The organism is Enterococcus sp. AZ089 (genome assembly GCF_050547225.1).
Taxonomy (GTDB): domain Bacteria; phylum Bacillota; class Bacilli; order Lactobacillales; family Enterococcaceae; genus Enterococcus_D; species Enterococcus_D entomosocium.
Genome location: NZ_CP172954.1, coordinates 869,806 through 894,482, shown reverse-complemented (window position 1 = coordinate 894,482; position 24,677 = coordinate 869,806). Strand labels below are relative to the sequence as shown.

At 41.1% G+C, this 24,677-nt stretch carries 22 protein-coding genes; 4 read left to right on the top strand and 18 right to left on the bottom strand.

Annotated elements, in window-relative coordinates; translation table 11 throughout:
- Position 1: 1 nt before the first annotated feature.
- Positions 2 to 1,444, bottom strand: coding sequence for a glycoside hydrolase family 1 protein (locus IGJ01_RS04075; protein WP_016620634.1), 1,443 nt, complete (start codon positions 1,442 to 1,444; stop codon positions 2 to 4).
- Complete coding sequence (locus IGJ01_RS04070) at positions 1,441 to 3,312, bottom strand: beta-glucoside-specific PTS transporter subunit IIABC (RefSeq protein ID WP_016620633.1); 1,872 nt, start codon at positions 3,310 to 3,312, stop codon at positions 1,441 to 1,443. The genes IGJ01_RS04075 and IGJ01_RS04070 overlap by 4 nt, the downstream gene beginning before the upstream one ends.
- A 107-nt stretch (positions 3,313 to 3,419) precedes the next feature.
- On the opposite strand from IGJ01_RS04070, the gene IGJ01_RS04065 reads away from it, so the two are divergent.
- Entirely contained in the window at positions 3,420 to 4,229 is an 810-nt protein-coding gene (locus tag IGJ01_RS04065) for a MurR/RpiR family transcriptional regulator (protein WP_008377267.1), read from the top strand.
- Between the two features lie 245 nt (positions 4,230 to 4,474).
- Positions 4,475 to 5,056, top strand: coding sequence for a polymer-forming cytoskeletal protein (locus IGJ01_RS04060; RefSeq protein ID WP_005237347.1), 582 nt, complete (start codon positions 4,475 to 4,477; stop codon positions 5,054 to 5,056).
- A 193-nt stretch (positions 5,057 to 5,249) separates the two neighbouring features.
- On the opposite strand, the gene IGJ01_RS04055 is transcribed toward IGJ01_RS04060, so the two are convergent.
- The 4 genes from IGJ01_RS04055 to IGJ01_RS04040 form a co-directional block, all read right to left on the bottom strand.
- On the bottom strand, positions 5,250 to 6,914 hold the full coding sequence (locus IGJ01_RS04055; RefSeq protein ID WP_005237349.1) for a peptide ABC transporter substrate-binding protein: 1,665 nt from the start codon (positions 6,912 to 6,914) through the stop codon (positions 5,250 to 5,252).
- A gap of 228 nt (positions 6,915 to 7,142) precedes the next feature.
- Positions 7,143 to 8,090: a hypothetical protein gene (locus IGJ01_RS04050; RefSeq protein ID WP_005237351.1), complete on the bottom strand. Its 948-nt coding sequence runs from the start codon at positions 8,088 to 8,090 to the stop codon at positions 7,143 to 7,145.
- A gap of 108 nt (positions 8,091 to 8,198) precedes the next feature.
- A complete protein-coding gene (locus IGJ01_RS04045) occupies positions 8,199 to 9,038 on the bottom strand; it encodes a Cof-type HAD-IIB family hydrolase (RefSeq protein ID WP_005237353.1) in 840 nt (279 codons plus the stop codon).
- 156 nt (positions 9,039 to 9,194) lie between these two features.
- Positions 9,195 to 9,818 carry a GNAT family N-acetyltransferase gene (locus tag IGJ01_RS04040; protein ID WP_034878738.1) on the bottom strand — a complete coding sequence of 208 codons (624 nt, stop codon included), beginning with the start codon at positions 9,816 to 9,818 and terminating at the stop codon, positions 9,195 to 9,197.
- A 73-nt stretch (positions 9,819 to 9,891) separates the two neighbouring features.
- Between IGJ01_RS04040 and IGJ01_RS04035 the strand changes: the two genes are divergently transcribed.
- Positions 9,892 to 10,680 (top strand): MerR family transcriptional regulator, encoded by a 789-nt coding sequence (locus IGJ01_RS04035; protein WP_430601442.1) that lies wholly within the window; start codon positions 9,892 to 9,894, stop codon positions 10,678 to 10,680.
- Positions 10,681 to 10,767: 87 nt separating this feature from the next.
- Here IGJ01_RS04035 and IGJ01_RS04030 read toward each other — a convergent pair whose 3' ends face one another.
- Together IGJ01_RS04030 and IGJ01_RS04025 are read right to left on the bottom strand one after the other, a co-directional pair.
- Positions 10,768 to 12,540, bottom strand: coding sequence for an oleate hydratase (locus IGJ01_RS04030; protein ID WP_008377255.1), 1,773 nt, complete (start codon positions 12,538 to 12,540; stop codon positions 10,768 to 10,770).
- A gap of 244 nt (positions 12,541 to 12,784) precedes the next feature.
- Positions 12,785 to 14,425 (bottom strand): SH3 domain-containing protein, encoded by a 1,641-nt coding sequence (locus IGJ01_RS04025; protein ID WP_430601441.1) that lies wholly within the window; start codon positions 14,423 to 14,425, stop codon positions 12,785 to 12,787.
- A 611-nt stretch (positions 14,426 to 15,036) separates the two neighbouring features.
- Between IGJ01_RS04025 and IGJ01_RS04020 the strand changes: the two genes are divergently transcribed.
- Positions 15,037 to 15,177 carry a hypothetical protein gene (locus IGJ01_RS04020; protein WP_005237363.1) on the top strand — a complete coding sequence of 47 codons (141 nt, stop codon included), beginning with the start codon at positions 15,037 to 15,039 and terminating at the stop codon, positions 15,175 to 15,177.
- 345 nt (positions 15,178 to 15,522) lie between these two features.
- On the opposite strand, the gene IGJ01_RS04015 is transcribed toward IGJ01_RS04020, so the two are convergent.
- The 10 genes from IGJ01_RS04015 to IGJ01_RS03970 all read right to left on the bottom strand — a co-directional run bounded on the left by IGJ01_RS04015 (position 15,523) and on the right by IGJ01_RS03970 (position 24,640).
- Positions 15,523 to 15,981, bottom strand: coding sequence for a GNAT family N-acetyltransferase (locus IGJ01_RS04015; RefSeq protein ID WP_430601440.1), 459 nt, complete (start codon positions 15,979 to 15,981; stop codon positions 15,523 to 15,525).
- Between the two features lie 72 nt (positions 15,982 to 16,053).
- On the bottom strand, positions 16,054 to 16,353 hold the full coding sequence (locus IGJ01_RS04010; RefSeq protein WP_196044459.1) for a MazG-like family protein: 300 nt from the start codon (positions 16,351 to 16,353) through the stop codon (positions 16,054 to 16,056).
- Positions 16,354 to 16,442: 89 nt separating this feature from the next.
- Positions 16,443 to 17,915 (bottom strand): FGGY-family carbohydrate kinase, encoded by a 1,473-nt coding sequence (locus IGJ01_RS04005; protein WP_430601439.1) that lies wholly within the window; start codon positions 17,913 to 17,915, stop codon positions 16,443 to 16,445.
- Positions 17,912 to 19,291 (bottom strand): PTS galactitol transporter subunit IIC, encoded by a 1,380-nt coding sequence (locus IGJ01_RS04000; protein ID WP_086294729.1) that lies wholly within the window; start codon positions 19,289 to 19,291, stop codon positions 17,912 to 17,914. Before IGJ01_RS04000 ends, IGJ01_RS04005 begins: the two co-directional genes overlap by 4 nt.
- A gap of 1 nt (position 19,292) precedes the next feature.
- A complete protein-coding gene (locus IGJ01_RS03995; RefSeq protein ID WP_086294728.1) occupies positions 19,293 to 19,583 on the bottom strand; it encodes a PTS sugar transporter subunit IIB in 291 nt (96 codons plus the stop codon).
- Positions 19,584 to 19,599: 16 nt separating this feature from the next.
- A complete protein-coding gene (locus tag IGJ01_RS03990) occupies positions 19,600 to 20,064 on the bottom strand; it encodes a PTS sugar transporter subunit IIA (protein WP_430601438.1) in 465 nt (154 codons plus the stop codon).
- On the bottom strand, positions 20,064 to 20,909 hold the full coding sequence (locus tag IGJ01_RS03985) for a class II aldolase (RefSeq protein ID WP_430601437.1): 846 nt from the start codon (positions 20,907 to 20,909) through the stop codon (positions 20,064 to 20,066). The genes IGJ01_RS03990 and IGJ01_RS03985 overlap by 1 nt, the downstream gene beginning before the upstream one ends.
- Positions 20,910 to 21,650, bottom strand: coding sequence for a GntR family transcriptional regulator (locus IGJ01_RS03980; protein ID WP_086294725.1), 741 nt, complete (start codon positions 21,648 to 21,650; stop codon positions 20,910 to 20,912).
- Positions 21,651 to 21,934: 284 nt separating this feature from the next.
- Positions 21,935 to 23,248 carry a PTS sugar transporter subunit IIC gene (locus IGJ01_RS03975; protein ID WP_430601436.1) on the bottom strand — a complete coding sequence of 438 codons (1,314 nt, stop codon included), beginning with the start codon at positions 23,246 to 23,248 and terminating at the stop codon, positions 21,935 to 21,937.
- A 12-nt stretch (positions 23,249 to 23,260) separates the two neighbouring features.
- Positions 23,261 to 24,640, bottom strand: a complete 1,380-nt coding sequence (locus tag IGJ01_RS03970) for a glycoside hydrolase family 1 protein (protein WP_430601435.1) — start codon at positions 24,638 to 24,640, stop codon at positions 23,261 to 23,263.
- Between the last annotated feature and the right edge of the window lie 37 nt (positions 24,641 to 24,677).

The following is a 24,677-nucleotide window of genomic DNA, read 5'->3' as shown; positions in this document are numbered from 1 at the left end:
TTTACTTGCCGCCTTTCAAAAATGATTCGTACGCCAACGCTTCCCCATTCGTGGCGATCACTTGCTGATAATACGCAAAACTAGCTTTTTTCTTGCGGGAAAGATCTCCGCTACCATCATTTTGCTTATCGACATAGATAAAGCCGTATCGTTTTTCCATCTCTCCTGTCCCCGCAGAAACGATATCGATCGGTCCCCACCATGTATAGCCTAGAATCGTTGCGCCATCTTTGATCGATTCCGCCATTGCCTTTACATGGTCTTTCAAATAAGCCATCCGTTCTTCATCGACGATCGATCCATCTTCATTGACAACATCCTTTAAACCAATTCCGTTTTCAACGATAAATAATGGTTTTTGATAACGATCAGTCAATTCGCTGCAAACATAACGTAATGCCAACGGATCGATCGGCCATCCCCAAGCAGTTTCTTTTAGGTAAGGATTCTTTTTCCCCAATAATCCGCCAGTATTGCCTAAAATTTTCATGCCCGCTTCATGCAATGAGCTGCGGTAAAAACTAAAGCCTAAATAATCGCAGGTCCCCGCTTTAATGATCGCTAGATCTTCTTCTGTAATGTCCAGCAACAGATGATTATCCTTCACGATGCGGTCGAAGTATTCAGGATACGCTCCTCGCAATTGCACATCACTATAAAACAAAGAACGACGGCGCAGTTGATACGATTCAAAAACATCTTGCGGGTTGCACGTTGCAGGATAAATCGGACTCAGTGACAGCATACAGCCCATCTGATTGTTTTCATCTACTGCCTTCCCATTCAGAACTGCTTTGGCACTTGCAACAAACATATTATGACTCGCTTGATAAAGTGCCTGTAATTTTTCTTCTTCAGTCTCGAAAGAAAACACATCGATACCTGCTGCGAGTAAAGGGATCGTATGGGTATGGTTGATTTCATTAAAAGTCATCCAATATTTCACTTTCCCTTTATAGCGTGCAAAAACCACTTTTGTATACCGATCAAAAAAATCGATCAGTGCACGATTTTGCCAACCACCATATTTCGTTACCAAATGCAGTGGTGTCTCAAAGTGAGCTAACGTAACAACTGGTTGGATCCCTTTTTCATTCAAGGCATCAAATAAATCATCATAAAATTGTAAACCTGCTTCATTCGGTTCCGTCTCATCCCCATTCGGAAAAATGCGACTCCAAGCAATTGAGGTACGCAAACACTTCAAGCCCATTTCCGCAAACAGTTCAATGTCTTCTGGGTACCGATGATAAAAGTCGATGGCTTCATGGCTCGGATAAAAGTTTTCCTCTTCAAGCTGCAGTGAAACTTGCTCAATACGTTTTTCACCAACTGGTAAAATATCTGCTACGCTTAATCCTTTTCCTCCTTCCAAATAAGCTCCTTCGGCTTGATTTGCGGCGATTGCGCCGCCCCATAGGAAATTTTTTGGAAATACACTCATGAAATCGCTCCTTTTAATAAATCATTTGCTACCAATGCGGTAACGTCTTTTTTCGCTTGATCCACAACTGTCAATGCATCTTCTTTGATCACACTGGTAAAGACCAACATGGTTGTCGGATCATATCCTTTTTCAATAATTTTTGCTAAGTCAAAGGTGCCAATTTTTTGCCCCTTCACGACTTGATCCCCTTGTCTCACCGAAATCTCAAACACGCCTTTTGCTAAATCAACCGTGTCTAAGCCGATATGAACCAACACTTCCGTCCCAGCAGCTGATTGGATCCCAAAAGCATGTCCAGTTGGAAACACTGTCACAACCGTACCAGTAAGTGGCGCATAAATATCGCCGGCTGATGGATAAACGGCTAATCCATCTCCCATTGCTCGAGAAGAAAATACTTCATCTTTGACATCATCAAGCGTGATCGCTTCACCAGCAACTGGTGTCATCACTTGCAGCCCTGCACCATCTTCTAAAACAGGTTCTAGCGTTTCTTCAAATCCTAATACATAGGTCAAAATAGCAGTACCGAAGAACGCAAAGGCAATGCCGATCAAATAGTACACAAAGGTGTCCCCAAAGAAAGCTGGCAATGTCGTCAATGCTGGAAAAACATAGACGATGGCCTTGGTTTGCATCATGCCCATAAACGCACCAGCAATGGCACCAACGATGGTTTGAGCAATCAACGGCTTTTTAAATTTTACCGAAAGTCCATAGACGATGGGCTCTGTAATTCCTCCAAGCAATGCTGGAAGCAAGGAAGATAGCGCCAGGCCTTTGGTTTCTTTTCTGCGAGAGCGTAAAAATACACCTAAAGCAACCCCAGCACTCGCAAATGTTGCTGCTGCGATCATCGGGCGCAGCGTATCATAGCCATATACCGCTAGGTTATTGACCATGATCGGTACAACTCCCCAATGGATCCCGATCATTACTAAGAATGTCCAACCGCCACCGATCAACAAGCCAGCCAACAGCCCACTCTTATCGCTGATAAAGTTCATGGCATTGCCTAAACCGTCCCCAAGCATTACACCGACCGGTCCAATGATCAAAACGGTCAGAGGCACCATGATCAAAAGAGCCACTAGCGATAGAGCAAAAATCTCGATACTCTTAGGAATGATCCGTTTGAGTAGGCGTTCCAAGTGCGAGTAGATATAGATCGAAACGATCGCTGGAATCACGGTACCCGAATACCCCATCAGCACAGCTGGGATGCCAAAGAAATCAACCGTCACACCGTTTTCCGTCACCATTGCTGTAAAATTCGGCTCCAGCAACGCCCCAACGATTGCTAAAGCAATAAACATATTGACTTTGAAAATCCGCGCTGCACTGATCGCTAAAAATAAAGGCAAGAAATAAAAGACACTATTGCCAGCAGCAGCTAATATTTTATAGGTGCTTCCTTCTGCGTCCATCAAATGATAGGTCGTAAAAACAACTAGTAAAGCTTTCAACATCCCTGCCCCTGCAAGCGCAACAATGATTGGATTAAAGATCGCAGACAATACATTGAAGAATCGGATAAATACATTGCCTTGTTTTTCTGTTGATTCTTCGGCATCTCCATCACTTTCCAAAGCGTTTTGGATCGAATACTTGCTCATGATCGTTTGAAAAACATCTGCCACATGATTCCCGATCACGACTTGAAACTGGCCATTTCCTTCAATGACTGACAATACCCCATCAAGCTGCTGGATTTTGTTCTTATTTTTTCGTGCCAACTCGACATCTTTCAACTTAAAACGCAATCTAGTGATGCAATGATACAGGCTAACGATATTTTGTTCCCCACCGACCTGTGCTATAATTTCACTAGCAAGTTTTGAATAATCTTTTGCCAAATGACTCACTCCCGTGTTTGATTTATAAAGCGCTTTATGGCGTTACTATAGCAGATTTTTTTCTCTCACCTGCGAAAGTTCGCAATTTGGAAACTGCTTACAAGAAAGGAAAGAAAATGGGCCTCTTAATCATTCGTTTATTGAATCTTTTAAATAATGCACCCACTGATTCCACCAACTACTATATCGGTTTGACCATGATCAACTATTACGATCAGATCCAAACTCTAAGTATTGGTGAATTCGCCGCTCTTTGCCATGTGTCAAAGTCAACCGTTTCAAAATTCGCCCGTACCTTAGGCTTTGATGACTATGGTGATTTAAAAGACAACGCAGCTTTCATCGAGAACCGCTTCAACAATCCGCTAAATTATCGCTCGAATATTTTGTCTGCTTTGGAGCAAGAAGGCGTAGACTCCTATTTTGACGCAGTGATACAAGACATCGATTATCTGCGGCATCATCTTGATCTGCCAGCCATCGAACGGGTCGCACAAGCAATTGTTTCGCATAAAAATGTCTTTGCTTTTGGAATATTATTCTCAGAATCGGCTGCTATTGATTTCCAGATCAAACTAGCTTACAACGGCAAGTTCATTCGGACCTTCCAAGACGATCTCGTACAAGAAGAAATCATCAAATCTGCCGATGAAGAATCGCTTTTTATTATTTTTACCAATTCCGGTGACTACCTGACCAAGCAACAAATTCGAAATGGAACGCCTCGAAAAGATTTCTTTGATCGAACCAAAGCCAAAGTCATTGTGATCACCGCCAACCCACAGATCTCGGAACTTCCCTTTGTCCAAGAAGCCATCATCTTCCCTCATCAAACCCATTTCCAAACCCATGCCTTTATGTATCAGTTCATCATGGATTTGATCGTATCGAAGTTCAAGCAGTTGACTGATCGAAAGCGAATGTAGTAATGACCCTCCATTATAGAAGAAGTGCATTTCCTCCATAATGGAGGGTTCTTTGTGAATGAGATGTCTCATTCATTCGTAAGCGTCACGCATTTATTCCTAGTTTCTTTGAAATTTTTTTAATCCTAGGCTGATATTTATTAAATTTCTCCTCATTTATGTTTTTTGTTTCACAAACTTCACTTCGGTATGGTATAATCATTTTGTTTTTAAGAAAACTATGGGAATACAAAGGAGAAGGAAACATGAAAAAAACTAAAATCACTTTAATCGCTGCATCATTGCTTATGGGAGGCACTCTTTTAGCTGCATGTAGTTCAGATAACGACACAGCTGCAAGCTCATCATCAACAGCAGCTTCAACTGCTGCATCAACTGAATCATCAGATGATGTTGTTTCAACTGCTTCTATCAGTGACCAAACTTCAGTCATTGAAAAAGCATTGGGTGCAGATGGTAACTGGATCGTTGCTGTAACTGCTGACATGACATTTGATAACGATGTAACCGTTGATGGCGAATTCCATGATAAAGGCGATGACTCAGCTGATATCTACCGTAAATTTGCATTGTACTCACAAGATGAAGACCGCAACGTAACAGCTGAGTACACAGTAACTGTTCCTAAATTGATCGTTAACTCAGAAAACTTCAACATCGTTCACGGTGTAATCAAAGGTGACGTTGAAGTGAATGCAAACGGCTTTGTATTGAACGGTGCAAAAGTTGAAGGTAACGTAACATTCACTTCAAAAGAATTCCAAGATTCAGCAACACTTGACGAAGATGGCGCTTCTGTAACAGGCGACGTAACAGTTAGCGAATAATCTTTCACTGGATTTCTGTGAAATAGATGAAGAAAAAACGAGGTTGACAAGTTGATCATTGATCCTTGTCAACTTTTTTTTGTTTTTTTATAAACAATTGCATCCGCTCTCATTACTAACATTGTGTAAGTAAGAACAAAGCACAAGAAAAAAACTGGCTTGCTTACGCAAAACCAGCTTCTTCTTTAGGCGCTTATTCTTCAATAACTGCCCACTTGTAATCGTATTGCGCACCGGCACCGTGAGAAACGACCCCTTTTACTTTTGGTGCACGTAAATGAGCTTCAACGTTTTGGTACACAGGGATAACCCCTTGTTGATCCATGATGATTTTCTCTGCATCCAACAAATCTTGCCAGCGGGCATCTGGATTGCCAGCATTTGTCGTGGCAGATGATTTCACTGCTGCATCGTACTCATCGCTTGTCCAACGACCTCGGTTGTATGAATTATCGGTTACAAATAGATCTGTAAAACTGCTGGCATCCGCATAGTCAGCACCCCAGCCACCCATAACGACATCAAAATCACCTGAGTTTGAACGATCAAGGCGAACGGAGAAAGGTACTGGACTTAGGCTAACTTTCACCCCATCAAGCGTATCTTGAATCGCACTTTGAATATATTCAATGGCTTTTTTGGTTGAGTCTGTGTCAGAGGCCAAAATTTCAAAACTTAAAGAATCGATTCCCAAAGCCTCTTTGGCTTTTTCCCAATGTTCTTTGGCTTTTTCTTGATCGTATTCAATGACACTTTCCGCTTCATCGACAAAATCAGTATTATCAGTTGGGTTAAAGGTCATTCCTTTTGGTATCAATCCTGTGGAAGCCAATGAACCATCACCTAAAATCGATGTCACTAATGCATCACGATCGATGGCATAAGAGATTGCTTTACGCAGATCCTCATTGCGAAATGGCGAATCTTCTTCTCGCTGATTCAACTCGATATAGGAAGTACGGGCTAATGGTTCTGACACAAACGCTTCATCATTGGCCATTTGCTGCGCCAATTCTCCTGTTAAGATGACGTCGTCCGCTTGCCCATCCTGGAATAGATTCAAAGAGGTCGATGATTCTTTTACGACACTGACATTGATCGTATCAAGTTTCACCGTATCTTTATCCCAATATTGGTCGTTCTTTTCATATGACCATTCTGTATCGGTTCCTGGACCATCAAAGCCAGCTAACACAAACGGTCCATTGTAAACGGCATTGTCGCTTGTTGAAGCATATTGATCGCCGTTGTCTTCTACGACTGCTTGGCTTTGTGGGAAGAAGGATGGAAATGCCAATAAGTATTGGAAGTATGGCGTAGGTGTCGTCAGCGTGATTTCTAATTCATAGTCGCTGACTGCTTTGATCCCCAATTCTGAGGCATCTTTTTCACCTGCTGTTATCGCTTCGGCATTGGTTACGGGCGCAAATAAGTACGCATATTCAGAACCTGTTTCCGCACTTACGGTGCGTTGCCAGCCAAAGACATAATCCGCTGCTGTTACTGGTTCTCCATTTGACCATTTGGCATCTTCACGTAATTTCAATTTATAGGTCAGACCATCTTCACTGACTTCCGCTAATTCGGCGGCACCTGCTGGTTCGGGCTTACTATCAGCATCTAAGCGGTACAACCCTTCATACACATTATTTAAAGCACTGAAACTGATCGTATCGGTGGCTAAGGATAGATCAGCACTAGGCATTTCTTGTTGAACCACAACATTAAAAATTTGTTCGGCAGCTGCTGTCCCACTACCACTTGAACTTTCACCTGTACTTGATGTCCCTCCTGTTGAGCAACCTGCTAATACGATTCCACAAACAGCGATGACACCATATCCCCATTTTTTCTTCATCTTACCTACCCCTTATGAAAATCCAAAATTTTCAGAATTATTACAAAACTCTGAATGTAAATAAGATTTTAATAAATATTAATTATAAAAGCAAGCTATTTTTCTCATTTTATTATTATTTATTTTTTATGTTAACACTGCATGTTATTATTTATGACACAAAAACAAAAAACACAAAGCGAAAGAGATCGCGCTTTGCGTTTTTTTATCTTTGGATAGAAAAGTGGATTACTCCATTTTATAGCTTTGACGCGTCACTTTCCCCTCTCGTACCGCAGCGATAATAGTTGGAATAGCCCCAATCGCCGTAAAGAGATAGACCAGACCTAAGTTCCCGTAATATTGACTCGCTTCCAAATACCCTTCACGAATCAAATCAGGTAAAATACGGAAAGCGTAGAAGACATCAACGTCTGTGTAATAATTCGCTACACTGATCGACCAGTCGATACGATTCCCGACATAGACCATAATGATCATGACGATGATACTACTAATAATACCTTTTGTACTGAGTTTTCCACCTAATAATTCATACCCTTTGATGGCACAGATCGCCATTGCGATTCCAGACAATGCAGCTACATATCCCAGTTGTCCTAATAAAATAATTGCGCCGGCACCAATCAGTGAACCAAGAAACGCGCCCACTGTTCCAGCTAGCCAATTTTCTTTTTTCTGCCCTTTTTCCCGTTCTTGTGCAAGGACCGCTTCTTGTTGTTTCTTAAAGCAAGCTTCACACGCAATGACGGGAGTGCCGCTAATAGCATACAGCGAAACCGGCTCAGTGATCGTTCCGCAGAAGGTACAAGCATTTTGGTAAGCTTTCGTCTTCAAGAAATTCGTCAATTGGTCCAACGCAGTACGGATCTTGTCCACAGTTTTCCCTGCAGTCATCGCTCCGCGTAATGTATAGGCAACTTGATATCCTTGGATCACACAGTCGGTGATCTCTTTTGACTCACTTAAAACTTCTTTGACTTCTTCTTGGTTCGGAAGTTCCCCCTCTTTGCTAAGGGAAAAATGAGCCACAAGAGAATAACTATTGTTATTCTCTTGAACTAAAAAAAGTTTATAACTATGATACGTTCCATAAATCACCCCGGTGGAAGTATCAACTGAGAGCCCCAACGGCTCGGCAAATTTGGTCAATGTCTTCTCGATCTTCTTATTCATTTTTCTCCTTCTTTCCAACAAACACTTACCTTTTTAGGTATAGCTAAAAGTTTAAGGAGAGTAGAAATGAAAGTCAATCAATTTGTTCAAAAAACCTAGTTTTTTTATTTATTCTGTGACAAATCGCCGCAATGCATCAGCAACCCCATGGTCTGTATTGCTAGCCGTCACAAAATCAGCTTTTGCTTTGACCAAATCGGGCGCATTCTCCATCGCAACACCGATACCGGCTGAAGCAATCATTGGCAGGTCATTAAAATTATCGCCGATCGCTAAGGTTTGCGCCAGCGGCACTTGGAAATAGGCCGCTAATTCATTTAGCGCCTTATCTTTTCCCACAGCTTGATGAGTGACTTCCAAATAATTCTCTTTGGATAAATAAAAGGCGCTTTCTAAAAAGTCAGCGTTCTGGCAGGCAGCATGAAGCGCTTGGATTTCTGCCGTTGTGCCGATCAAAAGAAACTTATGTACCTCAAAAGCTTCTTGTGCCAACAGTTGTTCCAATGAAGTTTCCAAAGGGGTCTCTTTGGTAATCGCCGCTTCTGCCTGTGCCCACTGATCCACTCTTTCGCAATACCACTGATCACCAGAGTAGACATTGATGGAAACGGCAGGAAAATCAGCTTTGATGCGAGCAACCAAAGTCTTTGCTTCTGCTTTTTTGACCTCATGACTAAATATTGGTACAAGCGTACCCGTATGATCGTACCGTCCAATCAGGGCACCGTTGTAGCAAGCCAAGGGCCAGTCTTCTATCTCTAATTCTTCAGCTATCGGTAGCATTCCTTTCGGGGAGCGAGCGGAAGCCAAAACAAAAGGAATCGCTTGCTGCTTCAACCGTTTGATTTCTTCAATCAAAACCGGATCGATTTGATGTTTATGATCCAAGATCGTCCCATCGATATCACTTAAAATAAACCCAATCTGCTTTTTTTCCAAATAAACCATCCTTTCCCATTCCCATCCTTTTTACGAAAGCGAATTGATCCATCGCTTTCGACCAAAACAAGCGCCGTTTCCATAAAACGAAAACAGCTTTCTTGTCCTTCTTTGCTTCCAGTTTACCATACTAGCCAATGAAAAAAAGAGTGCATCGCTGCACTCTTAGGAAGTATAGATATAAAACTCGATTTCCTTCTTGATCGGCTTTTTGATCCAGCGTTTCACAGCAGCTGCCCGCTTCAAGCCCATATGCTCATAAAAACCGTAATTACAAGTGGTATCGGTATAAAGGAAAAACGGAGCTGTTTTATCATGCTGGACCATCGCTAAGAAGGAAGTAAAGAGTTGCTTGCCTACACCCAATCCTTGTGTTTTGGGACTAACGGCAAACAAACCAACTTCGGTCTGAAAAGGAATTTGTAAGTCTTTCAACATCGCTTGATTTAACTCAGCCACCTCTTTGGCATAATGCAGCAGCGTGTTTCTCCCTTGATTAGAAAGCACTAAGCAGCCAGCATGCCACATCGTTTTCCCCCAATAGCGCATTGGATGAAGCTTCTTCCCTCTTTTACTGTCTGCTAATAAGATACCGACAGCTTCACCATTTAAAAGAGCCACACGTGAATAGGTAGCACGGGCAAGTTCATAACACAAAAAGACATGAGCAAAGTGTTTGGCGGTCTTCTGGTCAAATTGCTTGTCGTAGTTCCAGCTATCAATAATTACTTGCACAAGCGCAGGCAGATCTTCTCGTTTAAATGGTCGATATGTTACTTGTTTATTCATTCTATCTTCCTCCCAGTAGTTGACTATCTTTAGTATAAAGTTTACAGTAACTGTAAAGTCAAGGAGGAGCGCCATGAAAACCAAATTAAAAGTATCGGAAATGGCACGCTTAGCGCGAATCAATCCTCGGACACTCCACTATTATGACGAGATTGGGCTATTTCAACCAAACAGCAAAGACGAGAACGGGTACCGGTATTATTCCCTTGATCAACTTTTGGATCTCGGATTGATCCTGTCATTGAAAGAATTATCGATGCCCTTAAAAGAGATTCAAACAGCGTTGCAGGGGGATGCCGAGACCATGAGAAACTTATTGGAAGCCAAGCGGCAAACCATCGATGAAAAAATTCAGCAGTTGTCCAACATCCAAAAAATCATCGAACGAAAAGCAGCGGACTTGCGTCTGGCTGCAGAAAAAACTTCCCCCTTCACCTTGAAGGAACAGCCAGAGGAGTATTTCTCCCTTAGTCCTAGATTAAACGGCAGCAGCATCCCAGAGATGATCACCCAAGCCTACGACCTTTTGATGGCACAGCCTTATCTTTTCTCGAATAACGAATACGGTTTTATGATTCGGACGAACAAAGACAATACGCAGGACATCGACTACGTTTATGTGCGGCAAGAAGAACCACAACGAGCTTCCTTCGTGAAACCAGCAGGTTGCTATTTAACCACCATTTATCAGGGGGATGACGAAGGATTGAAGCAGTTCTATCAAAAACTCAAGCAGCTGATTGCAGCGCACCAATGGAAAATCGATGACTACTTCTATGAACGATCGATCCATGAAACGACCCTTAGCAACGAGCAAGCTTATTTGACAGAGATCCAAGTACGGATTTTATCTGAGGAATAAGGATTCGTCTAAACAACACTAAAAAGTAAATGAAAAAACGCAACGACCACGAGCAGTTTCTTTCGCCTCGCCGTCGTTGTGTTTTAATTAAATCAAATGGTTTTCTTTCAACAGATCGCCAATGTAGGTATGTTCGGTTTTCTTAACGAATCCTTCCAATAGTTTCCGTTCGATAAATGGTAGCTCCATTTCCGTGATTTTTTTCTTATCGGTCAGATAATAGACAGCTTTGGCCAAGGTACGCAGATCATAAGCGGAAGCAAACACTTCTGGTACCCCGCGTTCCACATCTAATAGCTGATAAACAGCCTCCATTGCAGTCCGAACGGAATACTCTGTTGTAAAAACAGTGTCTCTTTCAGTCTCTGCGAAATTACCGATAAAAGCTAAGTTTTTGGAGCCATTTGGAATAACCAATGGCCGATCCCCTGGCTCACGCAGCATGAAGTAGGAAGTGATAAACGGCATGTAAACCGGAACTGCCACACTTGATTCTTTTGAAATGCGTTGGATTTCTGCTTCCGGCACGCCTAAATGGTAAAGCAGTTCTTGCACGATTTCTTGTCCCGAACATTGTTCAATTGGTTTTTTGATGTAGTTTCCTGGCGTATTTGACAACAATCCATACACCCATGTGATCGTTTGTTGGTCTTTTTGTTCTTTAAAGTGCGGTTGGCGATGGGTCGCAAAGCTCATCATCCAATTGGAATCTTTGATGGTGATGATCCCGCCAGTGACGATTCTGCCTGTTCGCAACTTGCGATGGGTCAATTTTTCTAAATAAGGTTCAACATCAAAATTTTGCCAAGTGACAGTTGCCGAAACAAACCAGCTTTCTTCAGGTAAGTTTTCATAAAAGACTTCTGGATGACCAAACTCAGGCGATTGCGCCGCCAAGTTTTTCCATAAACGCCAGCTACCACCAGGTGCTTTTGAGATAGGCGCTGGAGTATAATGGTCCCCTTGCGTGGAACTTTCAGTGATCGATCCGTTGGTAACAAAGACCAAGTCATCTTCTGACAAAGGAATTTCTTCGATTGCCCCCGCTTTTTCTAGCACAAGTTTTTGAGCAACTTTTTCCTCGCCCACGATCCGAACATCGATATTGCTGACTGTGCATTCATATTGGAAGTCGACTCCTTGTTCTTCCAAATAAGCAAGTAGTGGTTTGACCAATGACTCATATTGGTTGTAACGGGTAAATTTTAACGCGGTAAAATCAGGCAAGCCATCGATATGATGCACAAAACGCAACACATAGCGCCGCATTTCAATCGCCGAATGCCATTTTTCAAAGGCGAACATCGTACACCAGTATAGCCAAAAATTGGATTCAAAGAATTCTTCGCCAAAAACATCTTCGATTTTTTTCCCGATCAATTGATCTTCTGAAGTCATAAATAATTGAGTCAATTCTTTTTGTGCTGTAGCAGACAAGGTAAATTCTCCATCATCTGCTGCTCGTTGGCCGCGATTGTGGATGATCCGACAGTTAGACGAATTTGGATCATCGTGATCCAACCAGTAAAACTCATCTAACACCGAAGCATCTTCCACCTCCAAAGACGGAATCGAGCGAAATAAATCCCACAGACACTCAAAATGATTTTCCATTTCTCGACCGCCGCGGGTCACAAATCCATCATGGGGAATGAATTTTCCGTCTAATGAACCGCCTGATAAAGAAAGTTCTTCAAGGACGTGGATTTTCTCACCCGCCATATGGCCGTCACGGATCAAGAAGACTGCCGCAGCAAGTCCTGCTAATCCACCACCAACAATATAGGCTTCTTTCTTTTCGACATCTTTCGGTTTTCTGCTTCTTGCAAAAGCTTCGTAATTTCCGTTCGTATATCTCATGTAGATCCCTCCTAATATTGGTACGTTTTTATGGTATCAGTAACTATTTTTTTTGACAAAAATTTGTACTAGTAAAATCAAGTGATTTTGACAAATCGGCCTTTTTGTCAAAAAAACAAGGGCAAAGTCCCACCTTTTAGAAGATCTGCGCCCAGCACAAAAAGCGCCCCTAAGAAAACTGATTGCAGCTTTCTTAGGGGCGTTTCTAACAAAGGACAAACCCTTTGCCTTTTCAATAAAATATTTATTTCACGCGTAGAGCGAAGCTAGCAGTCGAAAAGCCTGATTGTGCTTCGGTGACTGTATAACCCGTGCTTGGCGCATGGATATAGCTTGTATTACTTGTAGCGATCGCTACATGGTAGGTATTCCCTTTTTGACCCCAGAACAGCAAGTCGCCAGCTTGTGCTTGCGAGACAGGAATGATCGTCCCTGCGCTTTCTTGTGGGACTGTCCAATCACCGATGTTTTTGCCCGTCACTTTTAAGAAGACGTAGCGTGTAAACCCAGAACAGTCGAAGACATCTGGTCCTTTGCCTCCCCATTGATAAGGAGTGCCGATATGTTTTCTAGCTTCTGCAACGATCGCTGCTCCGTTCACGCTCATCGGAACATTAGTATTGCCTGCGTTGTTATTGTTGCCAGGAGTCGTCGCACTGACTTCTTTGACATATGCTGCAGATACCCAGCCACCCGTTGATAACTTATACCAAGTGGTATTGCCATTGACTGACGTGCCTTGTTTTTGAGCCACTGCTTTGAAGGTCGCATTGCTGCCCAAACTGCTGACTACACTTGCAGAAGTTGATGCATTTGAGCGCACATTCATCCCAGTGGTTGTTTGGAACGTCTTATTGATGGCTTGCTCACTCGCATTGCTTGAGCCGTTTGATGAGCCAGTATTGTTTGAACCTGTGTTTGAATTATTATTACTTGTATTTCCAGAACTAGACGTGACATCACGCACATATGCCGCTGTGATCCAGCCACCGGTCGATACTTTGTACCAAACATTGGTGCCGCCAACGGATGTGCCATTTTTCTGGGCAACGACCTTCACCGTCGTGCTGTTGCTTAGGCTGCCAACGACACTGCCGCTTGTTGAGGCACTCGAACGAACATTTAATGCCGCTGTTGTTTTCACGTTCTTGCTGATAGCCGTTTCTGCAGAAACACTTGTATTGCCGCCAGAAGAACTATTGCCTGTGGAGCTACTGGACACATCTTTGACATAGGCTGCCGTGATCCAACCGCCTGTGGACAATTTGTACCAAGTGGTCGTGCCATTCACCGATGTCCCACTCTTTTGTGCAACGACTTGTACTGTCGCATTACTGCTCAAACCGCGTACGACACTAGAACTTGTCGTTGCATTTGAACGGACGTTCAATGCAGTAGTCGTTTTCACTGATTTCGAAATTGCTTTTTCCGATGAAGAAGACGACGAATTGGACGAGCCTGTATTGGCAGAAGAAGAACCTGAGGTGCTCTTCACATAAGCCCCTGAGATCCAGCCGCCTGTTGATAGCTTATACCATGTTGTATTGCCATTCACTGAGGTACCGTTCTTTTGAGCCACCGCAGTGATTGTTGTATTTGCTCCTACACCACTTACGATAGAGGCACTTGTTGAAGCATTTGAACGAACATTCAGTGAAGCTGTTGTTTTAAATTGTCGATTGATCGCCGTTTCAGCTGACGATCTGGCAAGAGTAGCAGTTGTGTTGGTTGATGACGAAGCGTTCGTCGTTTCGGTCGCATGAGCAAGAGACGTAAAGACACCTGATGTTGATGCTAACGCTGCTGTGATACCCAATCCTTTTTGTACGAAAAGGGACCGTTTTTGTTTCACTAAACGCTTCCGTTTGATTTTCCGAGATTCCAATAAAACACCCCCTGTACCCCATTTTAACAAAAATTAATATTTTTTGATATTGTTTTCGTTTTGTATTTTTTTAATTTGCGTTTAATAAAACGTGTCATTTATTTTCCTGCGTTATTCTTTTTAATCACTTTCTCTTTGACGCTGACCACTGACACTATATTTACAAAGATTTCTATAAACAACAAAAAAATGCTATTTCATTCAACGTTATTTTAATTCGCGAATAAAAACAGGATTTTTTTTGCAAACAAACCCACTTTTTGAAAATCAAGACTGTTATTTGAATAACATTTCTTTCCTGATCCCCTTTTTCAAAAATCGATACTAAAATCACCCATTTATCATTCCTTTTTTACACACGGGATTCTGTGAAAAAGTTTTTTCAAAAAGAATGCTTCTTTCACAAGTGTGATCGACGCTATGATGAAATCCTGTTACATCGCTTCCAACCGGATACGAATTTTTTGATAGAGAAGTCCCTCACTTCTACCGAAAGAAATATTTTCACAATGTATTTCATACGAAAGTTTATAATACCAAGGATAAAACCAAGAATTTGCATAAGTTTGTGAAATTATGCTATACTGTAAAAAAGGAAGAGGTGACCGAGTATGAAAACAAAGACGAAAGAAAAAGTTTATGCTGAACGACAACATAACTATAAAACGAAAAAAGAAGAGATTTTCAAAAAAGCCCTAGATTCCGTACCGACCACAGACAAGAAAAAAGAAGAACAGAAAAAGAAAGCGTAGACTCCTGCGTTTTCTTTTTCTGTTGATCTGTAAAAAGACGAGGCTTCGCCGAAGGGTGGCGAGTCTCGTCTTTATTGTAATCGAAAAAAAGCAGGCTATGATACTTTCTATCTCAACCATTGTCAAGTCACCTTGAAAATCACCGAATGACTACCATCAATGCAATAAAGGGAAACTCTTCCTCAAAAGAAGCGACAGTTTCTTATTCCAACGAGTCTTAAACACAATATTTAGTAGGCGAAAACACGTTCCTACAATATATTGTGGATAAACCTGTTGAAACTGTGCATAACTAAAAAGCCTGCGATTTTTTCGCAGACTTTTTTATTTATTGACATGCTTGAATTAATCTAGAGATAAATAATAGCTCACATTATCTGGTAACGGTTTAAAGCCATTCTTTTTGTAAAAATCCGCTGCGGGCATACTTTCTTCGGTATCTAACAGGATCGTTGGAATCTCTTTCTTGAGCAGATCCTCTTTGATCATTTCTAAGAAAGTGGAACCCAAGCCCTTTCCTTGGTGCGTGCCTGTAATTAAAAAGGTGTCGACCACATACTCTTTTCCTTGATACCAGGGCTTGATAAAGCCTAATGAAAGACCAATCAATTCATTCGATGCTCGGTTTGTTAGTCGATAACCAATAAAAGTATTCATTGTCATCATTGATGATACATAGTCGGTGATTTGCGGCACTGTCAATTGGTCATTCCATGGTTCTGCTGAAAATACAGCAATATAGTGGTCCACTACTTCTGCTAAATCTGCCGTTGTTAATTCACGCATGCTTACGTTCTTTTCCATCCTATCTCCTGCTTCCATTTCTATTTCGGTAAGAGCCTATACTCGAAGAATCCACTAATTTTTGTGCGTGTATCAATCATCGATTCGTTTTGCATAGCCATTGCCATAACTGATATAACGGCGCTTTTGGTTGACGGCCATTTTTTTATGAATCTCAGCTTCAAGATCGATGGAAAGGATTTCTGCTAACCCAAGAAGATAAATCGCCACATCCGCCAATTCTTCTCCTACCTCTTGTTGCTTCCGATACGCGTCAAAGGCTTCCCCTACTTCACCATATAAAGCCAAAAACTCTTTTTCAATATTTGTGACATTGAATTGGTGATCGATTTTGTTTTGATAAATCGCTTTTTGCATTTCTGATAGTTTCATAGTCGCTCCTTTTGGGATAGTATACCATTTTATCTTACCTAATTAACAATTCTGCCAATCAATAATTGTATAAAAAAGAAAAGCCCCTTCTAAGAAGTGAGCTTTCCTTTCGTTATTTGTTTTTTGCTTTGATACAGCGTTTGATATTTTTCAAAAACTTGAGAAAGTTCTGTTGCCCGCTTTGGATTCGGTTGGTAAGTTTTTGAAGGTAGTTTTGCAGTAAACGTCGGATAGGCGATTCTTAGTGCGCCAAAGGAAACTGCCTCATCGATATTAATGACTTTCAATTCTTTGTTCATCGCATCTGCTTTTAGTTGCAGCCATAACGGATTATTGATTGCTGGACCAATAACAACAATTCTGTCAGCAATATTATGCTCAAAACATTCAGTTACCAATTTTAGTTCTAAAACTAATCCTAAAACTAAGGCAAAAAGAATGTCCTTAGCTTGCGTCGTCAGGTCCAATCCATAAAGCATTCCCTTCGAACGTCCGTTTTTAAAAGGAGCACCTGAACCGTTTAAATGCGGAATAAAAAAACCAGTTTCTAATGGAACGATTTTATCTTTTAGATACTCATCAAGCAATTGGCCACATTCGCTAGTTAATTGTTCCTTGGATTTGTTAAATAACTGCTGATACCAAGCAAAGGCACTCCCTCCCGTTGGCATAGAGGAAAAAATCGTGTACATCTGCGCATCAATAAAAACACCATTTGACAATGATTTCCCGAAATTTTCTTGATTATTTGCTGGGCTTCTCATTAATTGAAGTAGGCCTTCTGTCGTACCAGTTGAATTTAAAAGCTCGTTTTCCTGTAATTCGATTCCAAAAGCACCCACCATGTGGTCATGTCCAGCAATACGTATAGCTATTCTTTCATCACTTAAAATAGGTAACCCAGAATCTGTGGTATAGCCAGCAATAGTGCTCGCAGAGATGACTTCTGGAAACTGAATCAACCCATCTAGACCAAAATAGCTCAGTAGTTCATCGGACCAGTCTTTTTTTTCAATGTCATAGCACATTGTTCTGCTGGCTAATGAATATTCCGTCACTTTTCTTTTCGTTAAATAGTACGCAAAAAGATCAGGCATATTCAACCACAAATACGGACCTTGCTCTTTGTTCTTAATTCGATCCATCAGCCACTTGATTTTCCCCAAACTATAATTGGAATGCGCCGGTAACCCAGTGATCCGATAAATCATTTCTTTCTGTTGTTTTGATAAGCATTCGATATATTCTCTTGCCCGTTGATCATACCAAGCGATCATTGGAGTTACAACTACTCCTTCTTGATCAAGCAAAACACCTGCCTCCCCAACGCTGGCTATAGTGATTGAATCGATTTTTTCCTTGTTTTGGACTACAAATGATTTTAAGATTGCTTCCAATTGTCCCCAAATTGCCTGATGATCAAATAATTCGCCCTCTTTATCCTCTATTTTTATCGTAGGAAAAGATGCTCTCTCACGAATTTCTCCTGTAGTATAGTCAAATAAAGTAACCTTCGCATTCGTTGTCCCTATGTCAACCGTAATGGCAAGATTTTTGGTCATTGTGCAGTTCCTTTATCAATTAAATGCGTTTGATTGTAAGTTACTTTATAAATCCAGAATATAACTACTCCAACTACAGGAATCAGACCAAGAGCAATGATATTCCCATTGAAAATCTGTAGTAACCAATATCGTAAAGGGTTCCCCCCGTCCAAGAAACTTGAAACAAGGCCGCTCGAACCTTCTGGAAAGTTGAAATTCACATCTTTTGCCATAGTAGTGATGAATGGGGCGATTGCTGAAGCAATATAAAGATCGCCAATCATGATTGGAATTGCAATCAAGACTGCTCTAAAAACATTTCCCTTAGTCGAAAGAACTACCATTGAAGCCATCACTGCTAAGTTAGCTAAATCTCCCAAAGGAAGAACCGTATTTCCTGGTAAGATAAATGCCAATACAACTGCGATTGGTGTTAAGAGCAATGCAGTAGAAATGATCGCAGGATTACCAATCGCCACGGCAATATCGAGACCTATATACAGATCATCTCTATCTGGATAACGTTCATTCAAAAACTTTTTGATTGCTTCTGATAGGGGAAGCAATCCTTCCATTAAAATACGAACCATTCGTGGCAAGATAAACATTACTGCTCCGATACTGATACCGGTCGTTAAAATCCCTTGTAAATCATATCCAGCAACGATTCCTAATAACAAACCTAAAATCGTTCCCACCATCATCGGTTCGCCAAAAATTCCAAATCTTTTTTGAATCGTCAGCGGATTGATATCAATTTTACGGATGCCTGGAATCATGTCGATCAGCTTGTTTCCAATCAAACCGATTGGAAAAAAAGTAATAGAAGAAACAGTCGGTAATGAAATTCCTTCTAGACCAAAATATTCTTCTCCCATTGGTGCTGCCCAGTCTGCCAATTTGAAAACAATGACTGCGATCACACCAGAAGCTAGTATTCCCAACCAAAAACTACCTGTGCTATAATAAACTAAGGTTCCTGCAAGCGCAAAATGCCAATAGTTCCACATATCAACGTCGACGGTTCTCGTTTGCTTGATTGCGATCATGATTACATTGATCAACATCGTTAGTGGAATAACAAATGGAGCAATCGGTGATCCCCATGTAATTGCTGATAAAGGCGGCCAACCTAAGTCAACTACTGGAAGATTGATCCCTGTTTGTTCTACCATTGCTTGTGCTGCAGGACCTACATTATTAGTCAATATATCGAAAATCGCATAAATGCCGACAAAACCAATTCCCACGGTTAAAGAAGACCTCAGTGCTTTCGCTGGCTTGATTTTGAAGAATAGTGCCAGAATAAACAATACTAAAGGTAGCATAACTGTTGGTCCAAATCCTAAAATATATTGCACACCATCATATAATTTCTGTGTAAGATCCCCCATTTTATTCTCCTTCTGTTAGTTTTTCATAAATACTGTTCAATACCTTCTCTTCGTTGATACCTGTAATAAGCGCTAATCCATTGATTACTGGAACATTTAACTCATAAGGTATTTTTGTTGTTGAAACGATCAAGTCTGCATCATCAGAATTCGATTGAACTGAAGCAACATTTGTTTGTGAATAATTAACTGAATTCAAGCCTTTTTCTTTTAAAAATTCCATTACCTTCTCAGTAACTGCTGTTGAAGTCGCAATACCTGTAGCACATACGAACAAAAGATTTTTAGCCATTTTTTTCCTCCTATTTTTAAAGGTTCAATTCATTTTTAGCAAAAGCAAAAATTTCTTTTTTGCTGCCATTCTTCAATGCCTTTAAGATTTCTTCTTGATTTAAGATCCCCATCAATTTTTGTAAAATATTCAATTGTTTATTTGATTCTCCCAGTGCTAAAAGAAAAACAATTGAAACCTCGACCGTATCTTCATCCATTCCCCCCATAATTTCCATTTGTATCGGAGCGTTCAGGGTGGCAATCGTTACTTTATTGTTATATACAAATTCTGGATTCGTGTGGGGAATCGCCACGCCTATCGGTTGTGTCGGTAATCCTGTGGGAAACACTCGTTCTCTTTGTATCACTTGCTTAGGGAAATCCACAGTCACATCATTGTTTTCAAGTAATGGTTGCGCGATCATTTCCACAAGCTCTTCAAAATTTGAAACCTCAATATCAACAAAAATGTTTTCTTCATTTGTTAATTCTTCTATCACTATTTTTGCACCACACTATTCATACTCAAGATTTTTTCGTGAACCGTCTCGAAAACCGAATCCTCTGCTTTTTGCAGCACTTTGATTAAGTTTGCTTCATTCGGGTTTTCTTCATACGCTCGCCCGACACTTCTAATAAAGCTTTGCCGCAAATCACTCGCAATATTGATTTTGGCAACATTGTATTCAACCATTTTTTGGATATGTTCATCTGGGATACCTGATCCACCATGGATCACTAATGGAACTGGGGATACTCCATTGATTTCTTTTAATAGATCAAAATCAATATTCGGTTCATCTTCTAATCCATGAACATTTCCGACAGAAACCGCTAACATGTGGCAACCTGTCCGTTCAACAAATTCTCTCACCTGTTGAGGATCTGTTTTTGCATCGGCTTCAGAAACATGGTCATCTTCTTTCCCAAGAATAGCACCAAGTTCCGCTTCAACTGGGATACCATACGATTTCGCAAAATCCACTGCTTGTTTAGTGAAAGCAATATTTTCTTCAAAATCAAAAGCAGCACCATCAATCATAACTGAGGTAAATCCTGCGCGTATCGCTTTCCTCACATCATCAAATTTTTTGCCATGGTCTAAGTGCAATGCAACAGGTGTGTCCATCTTTTCTGCATATCGTGAGACCATATCAACTAAGTATTCATACCCAGCAAGCGTTATATTAGTCGGCGCAACTTGAATAAATGTTGGGATGCGTGTCTTTTCAACTGCTTGTAATATTCCTATAGTTGTTTCTAAATTCGTCGTATTGAATGCTCCCGCAATGACTTTCCGTTCTTTTATGATATCTAACAATGTGAATCCGTTTACTAATGGCAATTAAATTTCCTCCCTTTGAAGGATCGTTCCAAGGTAGTATTTATTAGCCTTTAACCAGACATTTCCAAATTCGACAGGGGTTCCTCCTTCCAAATAAACTAATTGTTCCAAGTGAAGAACGGGCGAATCCGGCGAAACCTCTAATTCTAGCGCTCGCTTTTCTCCCATTACTCTCGCAGCATAACGACTTTCTGAATACGCGATTTTGCTGCCAGTCAATTGTTCGATTACACGAAATAGGCTTTCGTGATTAAAATCATGCGCTTCGATTCCCTTGCACAGCTCTGCATTTAAACGGTTCTCAATCAACATGACTTTTTCACCTTCAACATATCGAATCCGTTTCATGTACAGGTATTCATCGCCAACATTAATACTGAGTCTTGTCGCGATCTCTTTCGTAGCATTTCGAAATTCAGAAGTGATAACTTTTGTTTCATAAGACAATTTTTGACTTTCCAAAGATTCAGCAAAAGAAAGCAACCCTTTTCCTAAAGGATAGGAAATATTTCCTTCTGTTACATAGGTACCCTTCCCCTGTATCTGATGAAGAAGCCCTTCCTCAACTAACATATTCACTGCTTTTTTGACTGTACCTCGACTGACTTCAAGATCCGTCATAATTTGATTCTCTGACGGTATTTGTTCCCCCTTTCCCCATTCCTCAGCATAGATACCATTTCTCAAGTAGTCTGCCACTTGAAGATAAATCGGCTTGGAAACATTACGATTGATAATCATTCAATCACCTCCTACATTCTTTGCGTACATGTATACACCACTATAGACAACTTTAAACCAGTGTGTACAACCGAGTACAAGTTCATTGTAAACGGTGACATAACGAAAGTAAAGCGGTATTTTTTAACAAAACATTATTCGGTTTATAGTTTTTGCTTAAAAATCATTGAATCTCTGACTTTTGAACCATTCTTGAGGAGTTAAAGAACACTTTTTTATTCAGAACAATCAAAAAAGAGTAGATTTCTCTACTCTTTCGTTCTTTTACTTAAACGATAGCTTGTTTATTCTGCCCGCTCCAATTCAGCAGATTTGATTGCAACCCGCTGAGCGATTTTTAGAAATGGAAAATAGATTGCTACACAGACGACGATAATGATCACTTGAACCAAAACAACTTTAAAATCCCCTTTTGATGCCAATAATGCACTAAGAATTGGCGGTGTCGTCCAAGGAACCATGACTGAAAGTGGCTCAATGAATCCTACTGCGGTCGCAAAGTAGCCAATCAACGTCGCAACAATCGGACTTGCAACGAAGGGAATGATCATTGGTAGATTGAAGACGATCGGTAAACCAAAGATGATTGGCTCGTTGATATTAAAAATACCCGGAGCTAGGGATAGATTGACGACATCCCGAAAAGGTTGGTAATTGCGGACGAATAAGAGCACTGCAATGATCAAACTGATCGTAAATCCAGTCCCGCCTAGTTGTGCGAAAACCGTCACAAATGCTGAATTTAAGATATTGGGTGGCGTAGCACCGTCCTGCACAGCCTGCATGTTCTCATTCATATTGACTAACAGCAACGGATCTAACAAGGTGCCATTGATGACGGTTTGGTGAATGCCTAAAGTAAACAGAAAGTTGCCCGTTGAATAGATGATCAAGAACCCAAAAATCGATGTGTTCAATAAACGCAGTGGTTCTTGGATCACTGTTGAAATGATTTGAATCAGGTCGGTATCAAATGCTGCTAGCACGGTCGCAACTACGGCAAAGAAGGAAATCACTAAAATAGCAGGGATCAACGTACTGAAGGATTTGCTGACAGCAGGAGGAACTTGATCCCCTAAATTGATTTTTAAGTGCTTGTTTTCTGATAGCCGAATAAATAATTCCGTGGCAACTAGCCCACAAATGATTCCAGAAAACATCCCTTTGGTCCCGACATCATCAAACAGCATCACACCACTGATGGTCACTTCTGCTTGGGCGCCTTCTGGCATCACGGCATGAGCCATCGCCAACATGACCACTAAGCAAGTCGTTGCCACAAAAGTTGCATTGATAGCGCTTGGATTATTTTTGTTGCGACAAAGGAAGTAGGCGATCATCGGAGCAATCAGCAAACCGGCGATATTCAATGTTCCATTGGTGATGGAATTGCCAAACACTTGCATTCGCGCCAAGGCAGCCCCTTCTAAGAACCACGGAAAGAAGACATTATTAAACAACACAGCGATCCCTGCGATAATAAAGGCAGGCATTAAGGTCGCAAACGCATCACGAAGACTTTTGAGATGAACCTGATTGCCGAGACGGACCGAAAACTCTGTAAATTTATCTAAAAACGTGCGCTTTTCTGCTGCCATTTTCTGTTCCTCCTATTCTGCATATGGGTTTGTATAGATCGTACTACCATTCGTTTTGATCACTTCTTTGAACCATTCATACGATTTTTTCGGCACACGTTTCATATCTCGCAACTCATGATTGCCACGATTGACATACACAAGTCCGTATCGTTTCTCCATATCACCTTGAGAGCTCAAAATGTCGATCAGTCCCCAGCCAAGATAACCAAGACAGACCACTCCATCTTCCACCATCGCTGCAAACATCGCTCGAATATGCTCTTGATGGTAGGCAATCCGGTAATCATCTTGAATCGGTTCGTTGCCATTCCAATGCTCTCTGACACCAATTCCGTTTTCAATCGGAAACACTGGCAACCGGTACCGCTGATAGACTTTATTTAAGACATCACGGAAGCCGAGCGGATCAATTTGCCAATTCCATTCCGTCGTTTCAATATACGGATTGTCTTGTTTTCCAAAAGTCATGTACCGATTTGGCGGCGTTCCTTCAGGGATTTTTTCAGCGTTCAAGGTAGAAGAAGCATAATAGCTAAAGGCAATGTAATCATTTTTCTGCGCTGCGATCGCTTCTAATTCCCCAGGTAAAATATTCATATTGAGTTGATGATTTTTCACGTATCGGTCTTGTGCTGCCGAATACTTGCCGTGCGCATAGCAATCTAATAAAGTAAAATTCGCAAATTCATCAAACTCTCTTGCTGCTTTGATGTCTTGTGGACGACAAGTCGCTGGATACGCTTCAGAATACGCCAGCATGCCGCCAATCTTCGCATTTGTTGTTTCATGAAGATAGTTACAGATCTCTGCATGGCAAACCATGACATTGTGGAAAATTTGATACAATTCTTCTGTTGTTTCTTCCCCTTCTAAATAGCCGCTGATCTTAAAGCCATGGTCTTGGTGGAAAAGATTTTGTTCGTTAAAGGTTAACCAATAATAGACTTTATCCGCAAAACGATCCACCATTTCTTTTCCAAAGCGAATGAATGCGTCCTTCACTTCTTTACTGATGAAACCGTTATAGGTTTTCGCTAGATGCAGGGGCATATCAAAATGGTACAAACAAATCATAGGTTCGATTCCTCTAGCTAACAGATCATCAATAAAACGATCGTAATAGGCGATCCCTTCTTCATTAAAGGCACCATCTCCATCGTGAACGACCCTTGACCAAGAAATTTGAAAACGATACATGTTCATCCCCAAATCTTGCATATAATCAAAATCTTCTGTATACGCATGATAGTTATCATTTGCTACATGCCAATCGCTAGCCTGTTCCGAAGCTTCCCGTATATCATAAACGGATAAGCTTTTACCACCTTCATTCCAACCACCTTCTGTCTGCATACTGCTGACACTGTTCCCCCAATAAAATGTTGTCATAGTGATTCCTCCATCATTTGTATTCGCTTACAAAACC

Excerpts from the sequence above, each read along its gene's own strand:
- IGJ01_RS04010 (WP_196044459.1), bottom strand. The coding sequence starts at position 16,353 with ATGAAACTATCAGAAATGCAAAAAGCGATTTATCAAAACAAAATCGAT.
- IGJ01_RS04005 (WP_430601439.1), bottom strand. The coding sequence starts at position 17,915 with ATGACCAAAAATCTTGCCATTACGGTTGACATAGGGACAACGAATGCG.
- IGJ01_RS04060 (WP_005237347.1), top strand. The coding sequence starts at position 4,475 with ATGAAAAAAACTAAAATCACTTTAATCGCTGCATCATTGCTTATGGGA.
- IGJ01_RS04030 (WP_008377255.1), bottom strand. The coding sequence starts at position 12,540 with ATGAGATATACGAACGGAAATTACGAAGCTTTTGCAAGAAGCAGAAAA.
- IGJ01_RS04075 (WP_016620634.1), bottom strand. The coding sequence starts at position 1,444 with ATGAGTGTATTTCCAAAAAATTTCCTATGGGGCGGCGCAATCGCCGCA.
- IGJ01_RS04055 (WP_005237349.1), bottom strand. The coding sequence starts at position 6,914 with ATGAAGAAAAAATGGGGATATGGTGTCATCGCTGTTTGTGGAATCGTA.
- IGJ01_RS04040 (WP_034878738.1), bottom strand. The coding sequence starts at position 9,818 with ATGAATAAACAAGTAACATATCGACCATTTAAACGAGAAGATCTGCCT.
- IGJ01_RS04045 (WP_005237353.1), bottom strand. The coding sequence starts at position 9,038 with ATGGTTTATTTGGAAAAAAAGCAGATTGGGTTTATTTTAAGTGATATC.
- IGJ01_RS04035 (WP_430601442.1), top strand. The coding sequence starts at position 9,892 with ATGAAAACCAAATTAAAAGTATCGGAAATGGCACGCTTAGCGCGAATC.
- IGJ01_RS03995 (WP_086294728.1), bottom strand. The coding sequence starts at position 19,583 with ATGGCTAAAAATCTTTTGTTCGTATGTGCTACAGGTATTGCGACTTCA.
- IGJ01_RS03970 (WP_430601435.1), bottom strand. The coding sequence starts at position 24,640 with ATGACAACATTTTATTGGGGGAACAGTGTCAGCAGTATGCAGACAGAA.
- IGJ01_RS03975 (WP_430601436.1), bottom strand. The coding sequence starts at position 23,248 with ATGGCAGCAGAAAAGCGCACGTTTTTAGATAAATTTACAGAGTTTTCG.
- IGJ01_RS04050 (WP_005237351.1), bottom strand. The coding sequence starts at position 8,090 with ATGAATAAGAAGATCGAGAAGACATTGACCAAATTTGCCGAGCCGTTG.
- IGJ01_RS04000 (WP_086294729.1), bottom strand. The coding sequence starts at position 19,291 with ATGGGGGATCTTACACAGAAATTATATGATGGTGTGCAATATATTTTA.
- IGJ01_RS03980 (WP_086294725.1), bottom strand. The coding sequence starts at position 21,650 with ATGATTATCAATCGTAATGTTTCCAAGCCGATTTATCTTCAAGTGGCA.
- IGJ01_RS04020 (WP_005237363.1), top strand. The coding sequence starts at position 15,037 with ATGAAAACAAAGACGAAAGAAAAAGTTTATGCTGAACGACAACATAAC.
- IGJ01_RS04065 (WP_008377267.1), top strand. The coding sequence starts at position 3,420 with ATGGGCCTCTTAATCATTCGTTTATTGAATCTTTTAAATAATGCACCC.
- IGJ01_RS04015 (WP_430601440.1), bottom strand. The coding sequence starts at position 15,981 with ATGGAAAAGAACGTAAGCATGCGTGAATTAACAACGGCAGATTTAGCA.